This is a genomic window from Betaproteobacteria bacterium, assembly GCA_009377585.1.
GTDB lineage: Bacteria > Pseudomonadota > Gammaproteobacteria > Burkholderiales > WYBJ01 > WYBJ01.
This window is the reverse complement of the sequence record WHTS01000117.1, coordinates 1-14,982: the sequence shown is the minus strand read 5'-3', so window position 1 is coordinate 14,982 and position 14,982 is coordinate 1. Positions and strand designations below refer to the sequence as shown.

The following is a 14,982-nucleotide window of genomic DNA, read 5'->3' as shown; positions in this document are numbered from 1 at the left end:
CATCGCGCCCGACCACATCGAACACGTAGCGCTCGAAGTTGGAAGCCTTGGAGATATCCATCGACGGGCTGCTGGTCTGCTGCACCTCACTAGCCTTGCGCACGCGATAAACGCCGCTGCGGAAGAACTCGTCCAGCACGTCGTTCTCGTTGGTGGCGGCGATCAGGCGCCGGATCGGCAGCCCCATCGAGCGCGCGACGTGGCCGGCGTAGATGTTGCCGAAGTTGCCCGACGGCACGGCGAAAGAGACCTGCTCGTCCGGCCCGCGCGTGGCCGCGAAATAGCCCTTGAAGTAGTACACGACCTGGGCCGCGATGCGCGCCCAGTTGATCGAATTGACTGCGCCGATGCGATAACGCGCCTTGAATTCGGCGTCGGCATTGACCGCCTTCACCATGTCCTGGCAGTCGTCGAACACGCCGCGCACGGCCAGGTTGACGATGTTCGCGTCCTGCAGCGCGTACATCTGCGCCGCCTGGAACGGGCTCATTTTGCCGTGCGGCGAGAGCATGAAGACGTTCAGCCGCTGCTTTCCGCGCATCGCGTGCTCGGCGCTCGAGCCGGTATCGCCCGAAGTCGCGCCGAGGATGTTCATGTTCGCGCCCGCGCGCTCCAGGGCGTATTCGAAGACTTCGCCGAGGAACTGCATGGCGATGTCCTTGAAGGCAGCCGTCGGGCCGTTGGAGAGGCCGAGGATATGCAGGCCGGGCTCCAGGGTGCGCAGCGGCGTGATATCCGCCGAACCGAAACGTTCCTTCGAATAGGCTCGAAACACCATGGCGCGCAGATCGTCCGCCGGAACGTCATCGGCGAAGCGCCGCAGGATCTCGAACGCGAGCTCCGGATAGGGCAGCGAGCGCCAGCGCGCGAGCTCGGCGGCATCGACGACGGGATAGTGCTCGGGGATGGCGAGCCCGCCGTCGGCTGCAAGCCCGCCCAGCAGGACTTCGCCGAATCGCTGCGGGGGCGTGGCGCCGCGCGTGCTGAGATAACGCATCGCAGTCCCGGACCCAGGCCTACCCCAGCTCTTCGAGCCGGATGCGCGTCACTTGCCCGGGGACCACGTGCAGCGCCTCGATGGCTGCGATGGCGGTCTTGATGTGCTTCTCGCGCGTGAGGTGCGTGAGCATTACGATGTCGACCTGCTGCTCGCCCTCGCCCGGCTCCTTCTGTACCATCGCATCGATCGAGATGGAAAGGTCGGCAAGGATGCGCGTGATATCGGCCAGCACCCCGGGCCGATCGTCGACGCGCATGCGCAGGTAATACGCCGTCACCACCTCGTCCATCGGCAGGATCGGCAGGTCGGACAGGCGGTCGGGCTGGAAAGCCAGATGCGGCACGCGATGGCGCGGATCCGCCGTATGCATCCGCGTCACGTCGACGAGGTCCGCGACGATGGCCGAGGCGGTCGGCTCGGCGCCCGCGCCCGCGCCGTAGTACATCGTCTGCCCGACCGCATCGCCCTTAACCAGGATCGCATTCATCACGCCTTCGACGTTGGCGATGAGGCGCCGGGTCGGAACGAGCGCCGGATGCACCCGCAGCTCGAAGCCGTGCGATACGCGCTTGGTAATGCCGAGCAGCTTGATGCGGTAGCCGAGCTCCTCGGCATAGCGGATGTCCTCGCGCGTGAGCCGGGTGATGCCCTCGGTGTAACAGGCGGAGAACTGCATCGGGATGCCGAAGCCGATCGCCGCCATGATGGTGAGCTTGTGCGCGGCATCGATGCCTTCCACGTCGAAGGTCGGGTCGGCCTCGGCATAGCCCAGCTGCTGCGCTTCGCGCAGCACGTCGGCGAACGCGCTTCCCTTGGCCCGCATCTCGGACAGGATGAAGTTGCTGGTGCCATTGATGATGCCGGCGATCCATTCGATGCGGTTGGCGGCAAGCCCCTCGCGCAGCGCCTTGATGATCGGCACGCCGCCCGCGACGGCAGCCTCGAACGCCACCATGACGCCCTTGCGTTGCGCGGCCAGGAAAATCTCGTTGCCATGGGTGGCGAGCAGCGCCTTGTTGGCGGTCACCACCTGCTTGCCGTTTTCGATCGCCTTCAGCACCAGCTCGCGCGCGATCGAGGTGCCGCCGATCAGCTCGACCACGATGTCGATCGCGGGATCGTTGACCACGTCGAACGCGTCGGCCGTGACTTCGGCGCAACCGCCGACGAGGGCGCGGGCCTTGTCGAGATCCTTTTCGGCCACCTTGGCCAGGCGGATGGCGCGCCCGGCGCGGCGCGCGATCTCTTCCTCGTTACGCTGCAGCACCCGGAAGGTGCCGCCGCCGACCGTGCCGATGCCGAGCAGGCCGACCTGGATCGGCTCGAGACCGGCGCTCATAGCAAGCCATCCTTCCGGAACATATCTCGGATTCCACGGATGGCTTGCCGGGTTCGCGCCTCATTTTCAATGAGCGCGAAGCGCACGTGATCGTCGCCGTACTCGCCGAAGCCGATGCCGGGCGAGACCGCGACTTTCGCGTCGGCCATGAGCTTCTTGGTGAACTCGAGCGAGCCGAGCTTGCGATAGGGCTCGGGAATCTTCGCCCAGATGTACATCGAGGCTTTCGGCACCTCGACCTCCCAGCCGACCGCTTTCAGTCCCTGGCAGGTCACGTCGCGCCGCTTCTGATAGATCTGGCGCACTTCTTCAACGCAATCCTGCGGGCCTTCCAGCGCGATGATCGAGGCGATCTGGATCGGCGCGAACATGCCATAGTCGTGGTAACTCTTCATGCGGCCGAGCGCGGTCACCAGCTCGCGGTTGCCCACCATGAAGCCCACGCGCCAGCCCGCCATGCTGTACGACTTGGACAGGGTGAAGAACTCGACCGCGATATCGAGTGCGCCGGGCACCTGCATGATCGAGGGCGCCTTGTAGCCGTCGAAGACGATGTCGGCATAGGCGATGTCGTGTACGACATAGACGTGGTGCTCGCGCGCCATCTTCACCAGCTTCTCGAAGAAGCCGAGATCCACGCACTGCGTGGTGGGATTGCTGGGAAAGTTGACGATGAGCATCTTCGGCTTCGGATACGAGCCGCGGATCGCCTTGTCGAATTCGTCGAAAAAGTCCGACCCCGGCACCATCGGCACATGGCGGATGTCGGCGCCCGCGATGACCGGCCCGTAGATGTGGATCGGATAGCTCGGATTAGGCACGAGCACGATGTCCCCGGTATCGAGCGTCGCGAGCGCCAGATGCGCCAGGCCTTCCTTGGAGCCGATGGTGACGATCGCCTCGCTGTCGGGGTCGAGGTCGACATCGAAGCGGGTCTTGTACCAGTTGCAGATGGCGCGGCGCAGGCGGGGAATGCCCTTGGAGACCGAATACCGGTGCGTGTCGGGCCGCTGCACCGCCTCGATCAGCTTCTCGACGATATGGCTCGGCGTCGGCTGATCCGGGTTGCCCATCGAGAGATCGACGACGTCCTCGCCGCGCCTGCGGGCGTTCATCTTGAGCTCCCCCGTCACGTTGAAGACGTAAGGCGGCAAGCGCTTGATGCGGGAGAACTCTTCCATCGGGAACCCGGACGGCCCGGAAAGGCCGAAAGGCTATAATTCTAGCCGCGCCGCAGACTCATGGGCAACGCAAACACCTCCCGATCGTGAAGCTTCATCTCGCCCGCGGCGAAGGCCGCAACCAGATCACCAGCGCCGGCAGCGGCTACGTGAGCGTCAACGGCACGCGCTACCGGACGAGCGTCGTCGTCACGCCCGATAGCATTTCCGACTGGCCGGTTGCCGAACCGTCGGCGCTGAACGCGGCCGACATCGGCTCGCTGCTCGCACACGCACCGGAAATCGCCCTGATCGGCACGGGCGCGCGCTTGCAGTTTCCGCCATCTGCGGTGCTGCGCCCGCTGATCGATGCCCGCATCGGCTACGAGGTGATGGATACCGCAGCAGCCTGCCGCACGTACGCAATCCTCATGGCCGAAGGCAGGCGGGTGGTCGCCGCGCTGATGATCGTCGCCTGAGCAAGACATCGGGGCAAGGCGATTTGCTATGATGCTGTCGACGTGGCGGGTGTGTTGAACCGGCCGACTGGAATCGGCTGGCCGATCGCAGCCTAGCACGGGTCTTGAGGCGCCCAGACCGGGAATTGGGCGGCGGGATGGGGCATGATTCGCGATCGTATCGGCGCAAGTCGTGGCATCCTGCGGCTGCGTGCCAACGTGCAAGCAGCGCAGCCGCTGCGAAGGCGTGCAAGCAGCGCGCACGTTGCGAAGGCGCGAGCAATCGTTCGCGGCCCGGCGAAACACGCGCTGGTACTGCCGCATCGAGTGGCGGCCGGCGTGTTACGCCGCATTGATCACACATCGGAGCGGCTCCGTTGAAATGGATGCCGACGCCAGCCATGCTTCTGCGTTCCATGACGACCGCGACGGCGCTGCGCCCGGCCGACAATGCCGAGGTCGTATCCGAGATCGGCACCGTCCGCCTGTCGCGTGCTGACATCCAGACCATGACCTTGCCCCTGGAGCGCGTTTTCGCGCAGGTCAACCGCATCATCCTCGGCAAGGACCATCAGATCCGCATGGCGTTGTCGTGCCTCCTGGCAGGCGGCCATCTGCTGATCGAGGACATCCCCGGCGTGGGCAAGACCACGCTCGCGCACGCGCTGGCAAGCACGCTCGGCCTGGGATTCCAGCGCATCCAGTTCACCAGCGACCTGCTGCCCGCCGACATCATCGGCGTCTCGGTCTACGACCGCGAGGCAGCCTCGTTCAAATTTCATCCCGGCCCGATCTTCACCCAGGTGCTGCTCGCCGACGAGGTGAACCGCGCGACCCCCAAGACCCAAAGCGCGCTGCTGGAAGCGATGGAAGAGCGTCAGGTAACGACCGAAGGCGAAACGCGCGCCCTGCCCGAGCCGTTCTTCGTGATCGCGACCCAGAATCCGTCGCACCAGGTCGGCACCTTTGCATTGCCCGAATCGCAGCTCGACCGCTTCCTGATGCGCATCCAGCTCGGCTACCCGGGCGCCGATGCCGAACGCGCGCTGCTGCAGGGCACGTCGCGGCGCACCTTGCTCAGTCAGCTCGAGCCCTGCATCGGCCCCGAGGAGCTCGCGAATCTTTGTGCCGGCGTCACTCGCGTGCACGCCTCCGCGGCGCTGATCGACTATCTGCAGGCGCTGATCCGTTACACGCGCACCGCCCCCGAGCTCGCGGCCGGCCTGAGCCCCCGGGCCGGGCTCGCTCTGCTGCAAGCCGCGCGCGCCTGGGCCTTGATGGATGCCCGCAGCGAAGTGCTGCCCGAGGACGTACAGGCGGTGATCCCAGGCGTGGTCGGACACCGGCTGCATTCGAGCGACCCGCACGGGCGCATCAACGACGTCGACGTGGCCTCGCGCCTGATCGAGGCCGTAGCCATTCCTTGACGGCTGCCACATCCGCGCTCGCCGCCATGCGCGCCATGCCCATTGCACTACGACGCTGGATCGACACCTGGCTGTATCAGCTGCGCGGTCCGCAGCCGGGGCCCATCGTGCTCGGGCACAGGCGCGTGTACATCCTGCCGACCTCGCACGGCTGCATCTTTTTCCTGGTGCTGTTGCTGATGCTGGCCGGCTCGGTCAACTATTCGCTCTCGCTCGGCTTCATCCTCACGTTCCTGCTGGCAGGCCTGGGCGTGAACGGGATGCTGTACACGTTCCGCAACATGGCGAACCTGCGCATTTCCGCCGGCCGGCCACGCTCGGTGTTCGCCGGCGACGTGGTCGAGTTCCCCTTGCGCATCGAGAACGCCACCGGCGTAAGCCGTGCCGCACTGGAAGCGGTCTCGGCAGCCGGCCAGGCGCATGGCTTCGACGTCGCGGCAGACTCCGATGCCGTGGCGCCGATCGCGCTTCCTGCGCGCAGCCGCGGCCGGCTGCGTATCGGCCGCGTGATGCTGCAGACGCGCTTTCCGCTCGGGCTGTTCCGTGCCTGGAGCTACCTCGAGCCCGATGTCGACTGCATCGTTTTCGCGCGCCCGGAAACGCCGCCGGTGCCCTTGCCCTCGCCAACCGGAGAACGCGGCGAGGGCCCGGCATCGGCGCTCGGCAACGAAGATTTCTCGGGGCTTCGCGCTTATCACGCAGGAGACTCGCCGCGACGCATCGCCTGGAAAGCCGATGCGCAGAATCGGGGGCTCCTCAGCAAGGTATTCAGCGGCCAGGCCGATAGCGAGTTGTGGCTCGACTGGAACGCGTTGCCCGAGGCGATGGCCACCGAGGCGCGAATCTCGCGGCTCACACGCTGGGTGCTCGAAGCCGATGCAGCCGGCATGACTTACGGCTTGCGATTGCCGCCGACGGTGATCGAGCCGGCTGCGGGCGCGGGACATCGCACACAATGCCTGGAAGCGCTCGCCCTGCTGCCGCAATGACGACACGGCTCGATCCCCGCAACGTCGCGTGGATGGCGCTGTCCATGGCGCTGGTCACGCTGCCCCACGTCGAGCGCCTGCCGGTCTGGATCACCGCTCTGGCGGCGCTGGCCATCGCCTGGCGGCTCCACCTCGGCTGGAGAGGCGGGGTGCTGCCCCGCAAGTGGCTGCTGCTCACCGTGGTGGCGGGCGCGAGCGCCGGTATCTATCTCAGCTTCGGCACGCTGTTCGGACGCGACGCCGGGGTAGCGCTGCTGGTGGTCATGCTGACACTGAAGCTGCTCGAGATGGCGAGCATGCGCGATGCCATGATCGTCATCTTCCTTTCCTACTTCGTCGTCCTGACCAACTTCCTGTACTCGCAGACCATCCCGACGGCGCTGCTCATGCTGGTCGGCGTCTGGGTCATCACCGGCACGATGATCGGCCTGCAATGGCGCGCAGGCGCGCTGCGCTACCAGGAGACGTTGCGCTTGTCCGCCATCATGCTGGCGCAGGCCACGCCCGTGATGCTGGTGCTGTTCGTGCTGTTTCCGCGAGTGCAGGGGCCGGTCTGGGGCTTGCCGCGCGACGCGTTCGCGGGCATCACCGGGTTGTCCGATTCGATGAGCCCGGGCACCCTGAGCCAGCTGAGCCTTTCGGACGCGGTCGCGTTCCGCGTGCAATTCCAGGGCGAGATGCCCAAGCCGAATCAGCTGTACTGGCGCGGGCCGGTGCTGTGGTACTTCGACGGCACGTCGTGGCACATGGGCATGACCTTCGGCACCACGTCCGCCAGCTATGCGCCGGTCGGGACAGGCGCCGCGTACAGCTATACCGTCACGCTGGAGCCGCACGACAAGCGCTGGCTGTTCGCGCTCGAGCTGCCGGCGAAGCTTCCGCCCAACAGCCATTTCACCACCGACTTCCAGTTGCTGGCGAACCGGCCGGTGCGAAGCCGCACGCGCTACGAGATGACCTCGCACACCAGCTACCGGCTGGGCTACGAAGGATTGAGCCCGTACGAGCGCCGGCGCGCGCTGCAGCTGCCCGAAGGTTACAACTGGCGCGCAAGGGCGCTCGCGCTCAACATGCACAACGCCGCGCGCGACGACGAAGACATGGTGAACCAGGTGCTGGCGATGTTCCGCACTCAGCCGTTCTTCTACACCCTCACCCCGCCGCTGCTGGGCGAGAATCCGGTCGATGATTTCCTGTTCAACACGCGCAGCGGCTTTTGCGAGCACTATGCCTCCGCGTTCGTTTTTCTCATGCGCGCGGCCGGCATTCCGGCGCGGGTGGTCACCGGCTACCAGGGCGGGGAAGTAAACCCGATCGGCGACTACATGATCGTGCGCCAGTCCGAGGCGCACGCCTGGGCCGAAGCGTGGATCGAGGAACGCGGCTGGGTGCGCGTGGATCCGACTGCGGCGGTCTCGCCGCAGCGCGTGGAATCCGGAATTGCAGCCACCGTGCCGACGACGGACGGATTGCGGCTGGCGCTTCGCAGCAACAGCGAATGGCTGCGGCAACTGCGCTTCACCTGGGATTCGTTCGCCAACACGTGGAACCAGTGGGTGCTCGGCTACACCCCCGAGCGCCAGTACTGGCTGCTGTCGCGCGTGGGCCTGGACCGCGCCACCTGGCAAACGCTCGCGCTGATCCTGCTCGCAATCACCGGCTTCATCACCTGCATCTTCGCAGCGCTGATCCTGCGCCGGCTGCATCGGCGCACGCGCGACCCGGTGGCCGCAATCTATGCGCGCTTCTGCCGCAAGCTCGCTCGGCGCGGCGCGCAACGCGCTCCGTCCGAGGGCCCGGCGGACTTTGCCGCCCGCGCAGCCGGCCGTGTTCCGGAGGCGGCCGGCGCGATCCGCGCGATCACCGATCTGTATATCGCGCTGCGCTACGGGGCGCGCGCGGCAGACACGGACATGCGGCGGTTGAAAAGGATGGTGAGGGAGTTCGAGATTTGAAGCGACGGAGTGAAGAGCGAAGTGAGGTTGGAAGCTTGAACAGCCGAGGATGATCGAGTGAAGTGTGAAGTGAGGTCGGAGTTTTGAAGAGCCGAGGGCGATTGAGTGAAGAGTGAAAGGTGAAGTCGCCCTTCACTTTTCACCCTTCACGCTTCACTCAGTTACTCTTCACTCATTCACGTTGGCGGTAAGAACTTGATCGGATCCACCGGCTTGCCGAGGCGCCGGATCTCGAAGTGCAGCATGACGCGGCTCGCATCCGAGTCGCCCATCTCGGCGATCTTCTGACCCTTGGTCACCGCGTCGCCCTGCTTCACCAGCACGCTGCGGTTGTGGGCGTAGGCCGACAGATAGGTGTCGTTGTGCTTGATGATGACCAGATTGCCGTAGCCACGCAATCCGCTGCCGGTATACACGACCCGGCCGGGCGCGCTGGCGACGATGGCCTGGCCGAGATTGCCCGCTATCTGCACGCCCTTCGGCCCGCCGTTCTCGTTGAAGCCTGCGATCACCTTGCCCTTGGTCGGCCAGCCCCAATTCACCGCATCCGGATCGTCGGTCGTAGCCGGCGCTGGCTGCTTTTCCGGCGCCGCAGCCGGCGCAGTTGCGGCGGCAGCCGAGGGCGCGGACGTGGTTTCCTGCAACTGGGCGAGCGCCGCTTCCGAGTACGGCAGCTTGATTGCCTGCGGCGTGGTGATGAGGTCGGCGGGCGGTATTTCCGCGACAGCCGGCTTGTCGCCAAGCGGTGGCAGCAAGGGCACGCCATCGGCTCCCATCGCCTGCCCTTGCACGGGCGGCGGCGCCTGATAGGGCCGGGCTACGGCCGCACCGGGCGCCGGCTCGGTTGGCGCCGCGACGGTCGGCGCCGCGGGGGCCGCGTTCGGATCCTTGACCAGCAGCACCTGGCCGACCTCGATGGCGGCGGGATCGGTGATGTTGTTCCAGCGCGCCAGGTCGCGGTAGTCGATGCCGTGGGCGACTGCAATGGCGTACAGCGTGTCGCCGCGCTTGACGATGTAGGTGCCGGGCCGCGCCTCGACCCTGCTCGGCGCGGGCTTGCGCTCCACGACCGGCGCGGGATGCCGCGCGACCATGCAACCGCTCAGCGCGACGGCCAACCCTGCGGCAACCGCGCAGCGCATTCGCATTCTCATCGCAGCGTGCCCGCGCGCAGCGGTACGAAATGAACTTCTTCCAGCATGTTGTCGATCAGACCCGAAGCCGAGCGCTCGATCAGACAAAGTCGCTGCTTCTGGGTTCCCAACGGCAGAATCATTCTACCACCCGGTGCCAGCTGCTCGAGCAACGCTGCGGGCGGTGCGTTCGCCGCCGCAGCGATCACGATCGCGTCGAACGGCGCCGCCTCGGGCAGTCCCTCTCTGCCATCGGCCAGTTTCATGCGCACGTTGCGCAGCTTCAATTCGCGCAGGATGCGTACGCGCGCCTGCTCCAGCAGCGCGCCGATGCGCTCGACCGAGAACACCTCGCGTGCCAGCTTCGAAAGCACGGCGGCCTGATAGCCGCAACCGGTGCCCACTTCGAGCACGCGCCCCAGCGGGCGGCTGGCACGCACCAGCTCGCACATCCTCGCGACCGTGAACGGGTTCGAGATCGTCTGACCGTGGCCGAGCGGAAGCGATACGTCGTCGTAAGCGCGGCTCGCCAACGCGTCGTCGACGAAGATGTGGCGCGGAATTTCGGCCATGGCGCCGAGCACCGCTTCATCGTGTACCCCGCCCGCGCGCAATCGCTCCACCATGCGCAGGCGCGTGCGCTCCGAGGTCATGCCGATGCCGCGCACGCGCTCGGTCATCGGTCGCGGGCCAGCCAATCGCGCACGGCGCCGAGCTGGGCGAAATGCGTCAGATCCATCTGCAAGGGGGTGATCGAAACGCGCCGGTTGGCGATTGCATGGAAGTCGGTGCCTTCGCCGGCATCCTGAGCGGCGCCAGCCGCCCCCACCCAGTACACCGTATCGCCGCGCGGGGTGGTCGCGCGCACGACCGGCTCGGCCTTGTGGCGCTTGCCGAGCCGCGTCACCTCCATGCCTTCGACCTGCGCCAGCGGCAGATCGGGCACGTTGACGTTCAGCAGCACGTTGGCCGCCGGCGCGCCGTCGCCGAAGCGCTCGACCAGGCGGCACGCATAGTGCGCCGCGGTCTCGAAGTGCGCGCCGTGGCCGCCGGCGAGCGAGATCGCCAGTGACGGGATGCCGAGCAGGAAGCCCTCGGTGGCGGCGGCGACCGTTCCCGAATAGATCGTATCGTCGCCCATGTTGGCGCCGTCGTTGATGCCCGAGACGATCATGTCGGGAACGAAATCGATCAGCCCCGTGACCGCCAGGTGCACGCAATCGGTCGGGGTGCCGTTGACATAGCTGAAACCGCTCGGCGCGCGCCGCAGCGTAAGCGGCCGATCGAGGGTGAGCGAATTGCTGGAGCCGCTGCGATCGCGCTCGGGGGCCACGACGGTCACCTCGGCCACCTGTGCCAGCGTCTTCGCCAATACCGCGAGCCCCGGCGCGAAATAGCCGTCGTCGTTGCTCAGCAGAATGCGCATCGCCGGGCGCGCTCAACCGAGCTTGTCGACGACGACCTGGGTGAAGGCGCGCGTACCGAGCGGACCCTTGAGATCGGCGGTACGCGTCTGCGGGTTCGACAAAGCCGAATCGACGGCCGCCTCGATCGCAGCCGCGGCCTGCGTCAACGCATCCGAAGCGTGGCGGCGCCCCATCCATTCCAGCATCATCGCAGCCGAAAGGATGAGCGAGGTGGGATTGGCCTTGTCCTGACCGGCGATGTCGGGCGCCGAGCCGTGCTGCGCCTGGGCCACGCACAGATCGTCGCCGGCATTGACCGAGCCGGCGAGGCCGAGGCTGCCCGAAAGCTCGGAAGCCTCATCGGACAGGATGTCGCCGAACATGTTGGTGGACACGATGATGTCGAAGCGGGTCGGATCGCGCACGAGCAGTGCGGCCATCGCATCGACGATCACTTCTTCCAGCTGCACGTCGGGAAATTCCTGCGCGACCTTGCGCACTTCGCGCAGGAACAGCGCATCCGAGATGCGCAGCACGTTCTGCTTGTGCACGGCCGTGACCTTCTTGCGCCGCCCTCGCGCCGCCTCGAACGCGCGCCGCGCGATCCGGTTGCAGCACTTGGCGGTGACGCGGCGCACCGACAGCGCCATGTCCTCGGTCGGCATGAATTCGCCGATGCCCATGTACATGTTGCGATCGGCATAGAAGCCTTCGGTGCATTCGCGAAAGATGACCAGGTCGACCGGCTTGCCGGTCAGGCCCACACCCAGGCGGGATTTGGCGGGACGGATGTTGGCGTACAGGTCGAGCTTGACGCGGAATTCGCCGGAAGGATTGACCCCGCCCTGGTCCGAGGGCGGATAGTCCAGATGCGAGACCGGCCCCAGGATCACCCCGGCGCAGCGCCGGGCCGCTTCCAGGATGCGCGCGGGAAAGGTCGTGCCTTCCTTCTTCAGCGTGACGAAGCCCATCTCGTCGTGCTTCCACTGCAAGCCGAGCCCGAAGCGCTCGTTCGCGCGCTCGAGCACGCGCAGCGTCGCTTGCGAGATTTCGGGGCCGATGCCGTCGCCCGGCAGGACCAGGATGTCCATCGCGGGTGTCTCCAGATGTCGAGTATCGAGGAGCTCGATTCTAACCGGCCCGGGAGCCGCCAAGGACGGACCGGGTGGCGACAATGTCGCGCGCTCGGCGACAATTCCCCTCCTGCCAAGGAGGGGCGGGACGCGACAGTGTCGCGGACGGGGTGGTCTATTGCGAAGAGCGAACCAAACCATCTTCCTCGCGCGGTGGTCCGGAACCGAAAACCACACCACCCCGGCGCTGCGCGCCACCCCTCCTCGTGAGAGGAGGGGTGACTCGACCTTCCCACCTCGTCGAGCTGCCGAAAGAGGGGAAGCACAAAGTCATTCCCGTTCCGGAGCTACAATGTGCTCACACCTCGGACAACGCGCGGCGAGCGGTGGCATGAACAAGCGATTCGACGCAAAGTCAGCGGTCGTTACCGGCGCATCGCGCGGCATCGGGCGAGCCGTGGCGCTGAGACTCGCAGCCGAAGGCGCCGCGATCTACCTCGCAGCCGACGGCACCGAGGCGGAGCTGGAGCAAGCCGCGGCCGCATGCCGGGACGCGGGCGCGCCGGAAGCCTTCTGGGGCGTGCACGATCTCGCGCAAGCTGCGGGGTCGGAGACAATGGTCGCGACCGCGCACGCGCGCATGCGGCGTATCGACATCCTGGTGAACAATGCGGGCGTGCGCGTGCGCAAGGCGTTCGGCGAGTTCTCGCACGAGGAGTTCGACCGGGTGGTCGCGATCAATCTGCGCGCGCCGTTCTTCGCCAGCCAGGCCGTCGTGCCGATCATGCGTGCGCAAGGCGGCGGGCACATCGTCCACATGGCGAGCCAGCTCGGCATCGTCGCCTCGCGCTACGGCGCGGTCTACAACCTCACCAAGGCCGGTCTCATCCAGCTCACGCGCGCGATGGCGCTGGAGCTTTCGGCGGACGGCATCGCGGTCAACGCCGTGTGCCCGGGCCCGGTGACGACCGAGGGGTTCCTCGCCGGCCGCAATCCGGGCGAGCTGGAGCAGCGCGCGCGTGACGTGCCGATCGGGCGCTTCGGCACGGCGGAGGAAGTCGCCGGCGTGGTGGCGTTTCTATGTTCGAAGGATGCCGGTTACGTGATTGGGCATGCGTTGGTGATGGATGGTGGATACGTCGTTCACTGAGTGAGTGAAGAGTGAAGGGTGAAGACGCGCCGCTGCTTCAAGCGACGTTTCACACTTCACACTTCACACTTCGCACTTCACACTTCACTCCACCCCGCGCCTTCACCCCGCTTCCCTCAACGATGCAGATCTCTGCTAATAAACTCCCCATTCAAAGGCGCCGAATAATCGCTCGCCAGAAATACGACCACGTTGGAGAAATCGTCGGGCTGATAGACGAAGCCCGCGGCGAGCAGGCGCCGGATCTCCTCCTCGCTCTTGCCCACGCGCCACAACGGCGTGTCGGTTGCGCCCGGCCCGAAGCAGTTGATGCGAACGCCCGTATCCTTGAGCTCCAGCGATACGGCGCGCGTGAAGCCGATGATCGCCGCCTTCGAGGCGGCATACGCCGAGCCCTTGGGCTGACCGCGGATGCCGGTGCCCGAGGCCGTGCTCAACACCACGCCGCAACCGCGCGGCAGCATACGCCGGATGGCGGCACGTGCGCCGAGATAGACGCTCTTCAGGTTGAGCGTGATCACCGCGTCCCACTGCGCCTCTTCCATATCGACCAGCGCAAGGCGTGGAAACATGCCGGCGATATTGACCAGCGCGTCCAAGGGACCCCAGGCTGCCTCCGTGCGGTCGAGCAATTCTTCGATCGCCGCTGCCTGGGTTACGTCGGTGTGGACGGCAATCGCCCGCCCGCCGGCTTGCGTGATCGCATCGACCGTGGCTTGCGCGGCACCCATGTCGATATCGGCCACCGCGATCGAGGCGCCGGCTTTCGCCATGGCGAGCCCGTAACAGCGGCCGAGCCCTCCGCCCCCGCCGGTCATCGCGATCGATTTCCCTTTCAGAATCTGCACGCCTTCCTCCGTTTATCCGCGCATGGGATGAGCGAAATCTTAAGGCATAATTGCCCCAGGCGATCGAACGAACCGAGGAGGAGCCCGATGAAGTTCGCAACAGCCGCGGCCGCGCTGCTGAGCACGATGGTCTTGTCCTGCATCCCGCAGGCATCCGCGCAGGATTACCCCAACCGACCGATCCGCATGGTGATCCCATGGCCACCGGGCGGGGTAACCGATGTCATCACGCGCACGCTCGCGCATCACATGTCGGAGGCGCTCGGTCAGCCGATCGTGCCCGACAATCGCCCGGGCGCCGCCGGCACCGTGGGCGTGGGGATCGTGGCCAAGTCGGCGCCCGACGGCTACACCCTGATGATGAGCGACGTGCCGAGCCACGCCATCAGCGCGACGCTGTATACCCGGCTCGCGTACGATCCGGTGAAGGACATCGAGCCGATCGCGTTGCCTTCGCGCTCGCCACTCGTGCTCGTGGTCAATCCCAAGCTCGGCGTCAAGAGCATCCCCGAGCTGATCGCGCATGCCAAGTCGCATCCGAAAGAGTTTTCCTTTGCATCCTCGGGCGCAGGCTCGATCACGCATCTCACGGCCGAGCGGTTCGTGCGCGATACCAAGATCAAGGCCCTGCACGTGCCCTACAAGGGCGGCAACCCGGCGACTGCGGCGCTCGTGGCGGGCGAAGCCAACATGTATTTCTCCTGCATCTCGGCGGCGATTCCGCACATCAAGGCCGGGCGGCTCACGCTGCTCGGCATCACGCTGCCGAAGCGCTCGCCGCTCTATCCCGATACGCCCGTGCTGGCCGAGTTCCTGCCCGGGTGGGAAATGGGCTGCAATACGGGCTTGTTCGCGCCGGGCGGAACGCCGGCCGCAATCACTGCACGGCTGCATGCCGAGGCGATGAAAGCCGTGCAGCAGCCGAAGATGAAGGCGCTGCTGACCGCGAATTCCGCCGCGCCTTCGTCGTTCACGCAGGCGGAGTTCAAGCAGCATGTCGCCAAGGAGATGAAAGACTGGGGCGCGGTGGTGCGCGCCGCCGGG

13 protein-coding genes and 1 pseudogene (1 of these 14 only partly in view) are annotated in these 14,982 nt (G+C 66.4%); 6 read left to right on the top strand and 8 right to left on the bottom strand.

All coding sequences use genetic code 11. The features are described from left to right. The 3 genes and pseudogenes from GEV05_25350 to GEV05_25340 all read right to left on the bottom strand — a co-directional run. Positions 1–997 (bottom strand): annotated as a pseudogene (locus GEV05_25350) (threonine synthase); it reaches 446 nt to the left of the window's first position. A 19-nt stretch (positions 998–1,016) separates the two neighbouring features. Continuing rightward, on the bottom strand, positions 1,017–2,339 hold the full coding sequence (locus GEV05_25345; protein ID MPZ46650.1) for a homoserine dehydrogenase: 1,323 nt from the start codon (positions 2,337–2,339) through the stop codon (positions 1,017–1,019). Beyond that, on the bottom strand, positions 2,336–3,520 hold the full coding sequence (locus GEV05_25340) for an alanine transaminase (protein MPZ46649.1): 1,185 nt from the start codon (positions 3,518–3,520) through the stop codon (positions 2,336–2,338). Before GEV05_25340 ends, GEV05_25345 begins: the two co-directional genes overlap by 4 nt. Positions 3,521–3,606: 86 nt before the next feature. Here GEV05_25340 and GEV05_25335 point away from each other — a divergent pair, with 86 nt between their 5' ends. From GEV05_25335 to GEV05_25320, 4 genes are all read left to right on the top strand, one after another. Then, positions 3,607–3,978, top strand: a complete 372-nt coding sequence (locus GEV05_25335; protein ID MPZ46648.1) for a hypothetical protein — start codon at positions 3,607–3,609, stop codon at positions 3,976–3,978. A 488-nt stretch (positions 3,979–4,466) separates the two neighbouring features. Beyond that, complete coding sequence (locus tag GEV05_25330; protein MPZ46647.1) at positions 4,467–5,384, top strand: AAA domain-containing protein; 918 nt, start codon at positions 4,467–4,469, stop codon at positions 5,382–5,384. After that, positions 5,381–6,373, top strand: coding sequence for a DUF58 domain-containing protein (locus GEV05_25325; protein MPZ46646.1), 993 nt, complete (start codon positions 5,381–5,383; stop codon positions 6,371–6,373). The genes GEV05_25330 and GEV05_25325 overlap by 4 nt, the downstream gene beginning before the upstream one ends. Further along, positions 6,340–8,328, top strand: coding sequence for a DUF3488 domain-containing protein (locus GEV05_25320; protein MPZ46645.1), 1,989 nt, complete (start codon positions 6,340–6,342; stop codon positions 8,326–8,328). The genes GEV05_25325 and GEV05_25320 overlap by 34 nt, the downstream gene beginning before the upstream one ends. A 176-nt stretch (positions 8,329–8,504) precedes the next feature. Here GEV05_25320 and GEV05_25315 read toward each other — a convergent pair whose 3' ends face one another. Genes GEV05_25315 through GEV05_25300 form a run of 4 tightly spaced genes read right to left on the bottom strand, consistent with a single transcriptional unit; the run spans position 8,505 to position 11,958 of the window. Continuing rightward, the gene (locus GEV05_25315) at positions 8,505–9,482 is read right to left on the bottom strand and encodes a peptidoglycan DD-metalloendopeptidase family protein (GenBank protein MPZ46644.1); all 978 of its coding nucleotides are present in this window, start codon (positions 9,480–9,482) and stop codon (positions 8,505–8,507) included. Next, positions 9,479–10,141 (bottom strand): protein-L-isoaspartate(D-aspartate) O-methyltransferase, encoded by a 663-nt coding sequence (locus GEV05_25310; GenBank protein MPZ46643.1) that lies wholly within the window; start codon positions 10,139–10,141, stop codon positions 9,479–9,481. Before GEV05_25310 ends, GEV05_25315 begins: the two co-directional genes overlap by 4 nt. Then, complete coding sequence (gene surE / locus GEV05_25305) at positions 10,138–10,887, bottom strand: 5'/3'-nucleotidase SurE (GenBank protein MPZ46642.1); 750 nt, start codon at positions 10,885–10,887, stop codon at positions 10,138–10,140. Before surE ends, GEV05_25310 begins: the two co-directional genes overlap by 4 nt. Positions 10,888–10,899: 12 nt before the next feature. Further along, positions 10,900–11,958, bottom strand: a complete 1,059-nt coding sequence (locus GEV05_25300; GenBank protein MPZ46641.1) for an isocitrate/isopropylmalate dehydrogenase family protein — start codon at positions 11,956–11,958, stop codon at positions 10,900–10,902. On the opposite strand from GEV05_25300, the gene GEV05_25295 reads away from it, so the two are divergent. Beyond that, positions 11,927–13,090: an SDR family oxidoreductase gene (locus tag GEV05_25295; protein MPZ46640.1), complete on the top strand. Its 1,164-nt coding sequence runs from the start codon at positions 11,927–11,929 to the stop codon at positions 13,088–13,090. The genes GEV05_25300 and GEV05_25295 overlap by 32 nt on opposite strands. A gap of 116 nt (positions 13,091–13,206) precedes the next feature. On the opposite strand, the gene GEV05_25290 is transcribed toward GEV05_25295, so the two are convergent. Beyond that, positions 13,207–13,938 carry an SDR family oxidoreductase gene (locus GEV05_25290; protein ID MPZ46639.1) on the bottom strand — a complete coding sequence of 244 codons (732 nt, stop codon included), beginning with the start codon at positions 13,936–13,938 and terminating at the stop codon, positions 13,207–13,209. A gap of 27 nt (positions 13,939–13,965) precedes the next feature. Here GEV05_25290 and GEV05_25285 point away from each other — a divergent pair. Then, positions 13,966–14,982 (top strand): tripartite tricarboxylate transporter substrate binding protein (locus tag GEV05_25285; protein ID MPZ46638.1); only part of this gene is annotated, 1,017 nt, incomplete at its 3' end.

Bases quoted from the DNA above. Each gene is read 5' to 3' on its own strand.
- GEV05_25345 (MPZ46650.1), bottom strand. From the start codon at position 2,339: ATGAGCGCCGGTCTCGAGCCGATCCAGGTCGGCCTGCTCGGCATCGGC.
- GEV05_25340 (MPZ46649.1), bottom strand. From the start codon at position 3,520: ATGGAAGAGTTCTCCCGCATCAAGCGCTTGCCGCCTTACGTCTTCAAC.
- GEV05_25330 (MPZ46647.1), top strand. From the start codon at position 4,467: ATGACCTTGCCCCTGGAGCGCGTTTTCGCGCAGGTCAACCGCATCATC.
- GEV05_25320 (MPZ46645.1), top strand. From the start codon at position 6,340: ATGCCTGGAAGCGCTCGCCCTGCTGCCGCAATGACGACACGGCTCGAT.
- GEV05_25315 (MPZ46644.1), bottom strand. From the start codon at position 9,482: ATGAGAATGCGAATGCGCTGCGCGGTTGCCGCAGGGTTGGCCGTCGCG.
- GEV05_25310 (MPZ46643.1), bottom strand. From the start codon at position 10,141: ATGACCGAGCGCGTGCGCGGCATCGGCATGACCTCGGAGCGCACGCGC.
- surE (MPZ46642.1), bottom strand. From the start codon at position 10,887: ATGCGCATTCTGCTGAGCAACGACGACGGCTATTTCGCGCCGGGGCTC.
- GEV05_25295 (MPZ46640.1), top strand. From the start codon at position 11,927: ATGCCGTCGCCCGGCAGGACCAGGATGTCCATCGCGGGTGTCTCCAGA.
- GEV05_25300 (MPZ46641.1), bottom strand. From the start codon at position 11,958: ATGGACATCCTGGTCCTGCCGGGCGACGGCATCGGCCCCGAAATCTCG.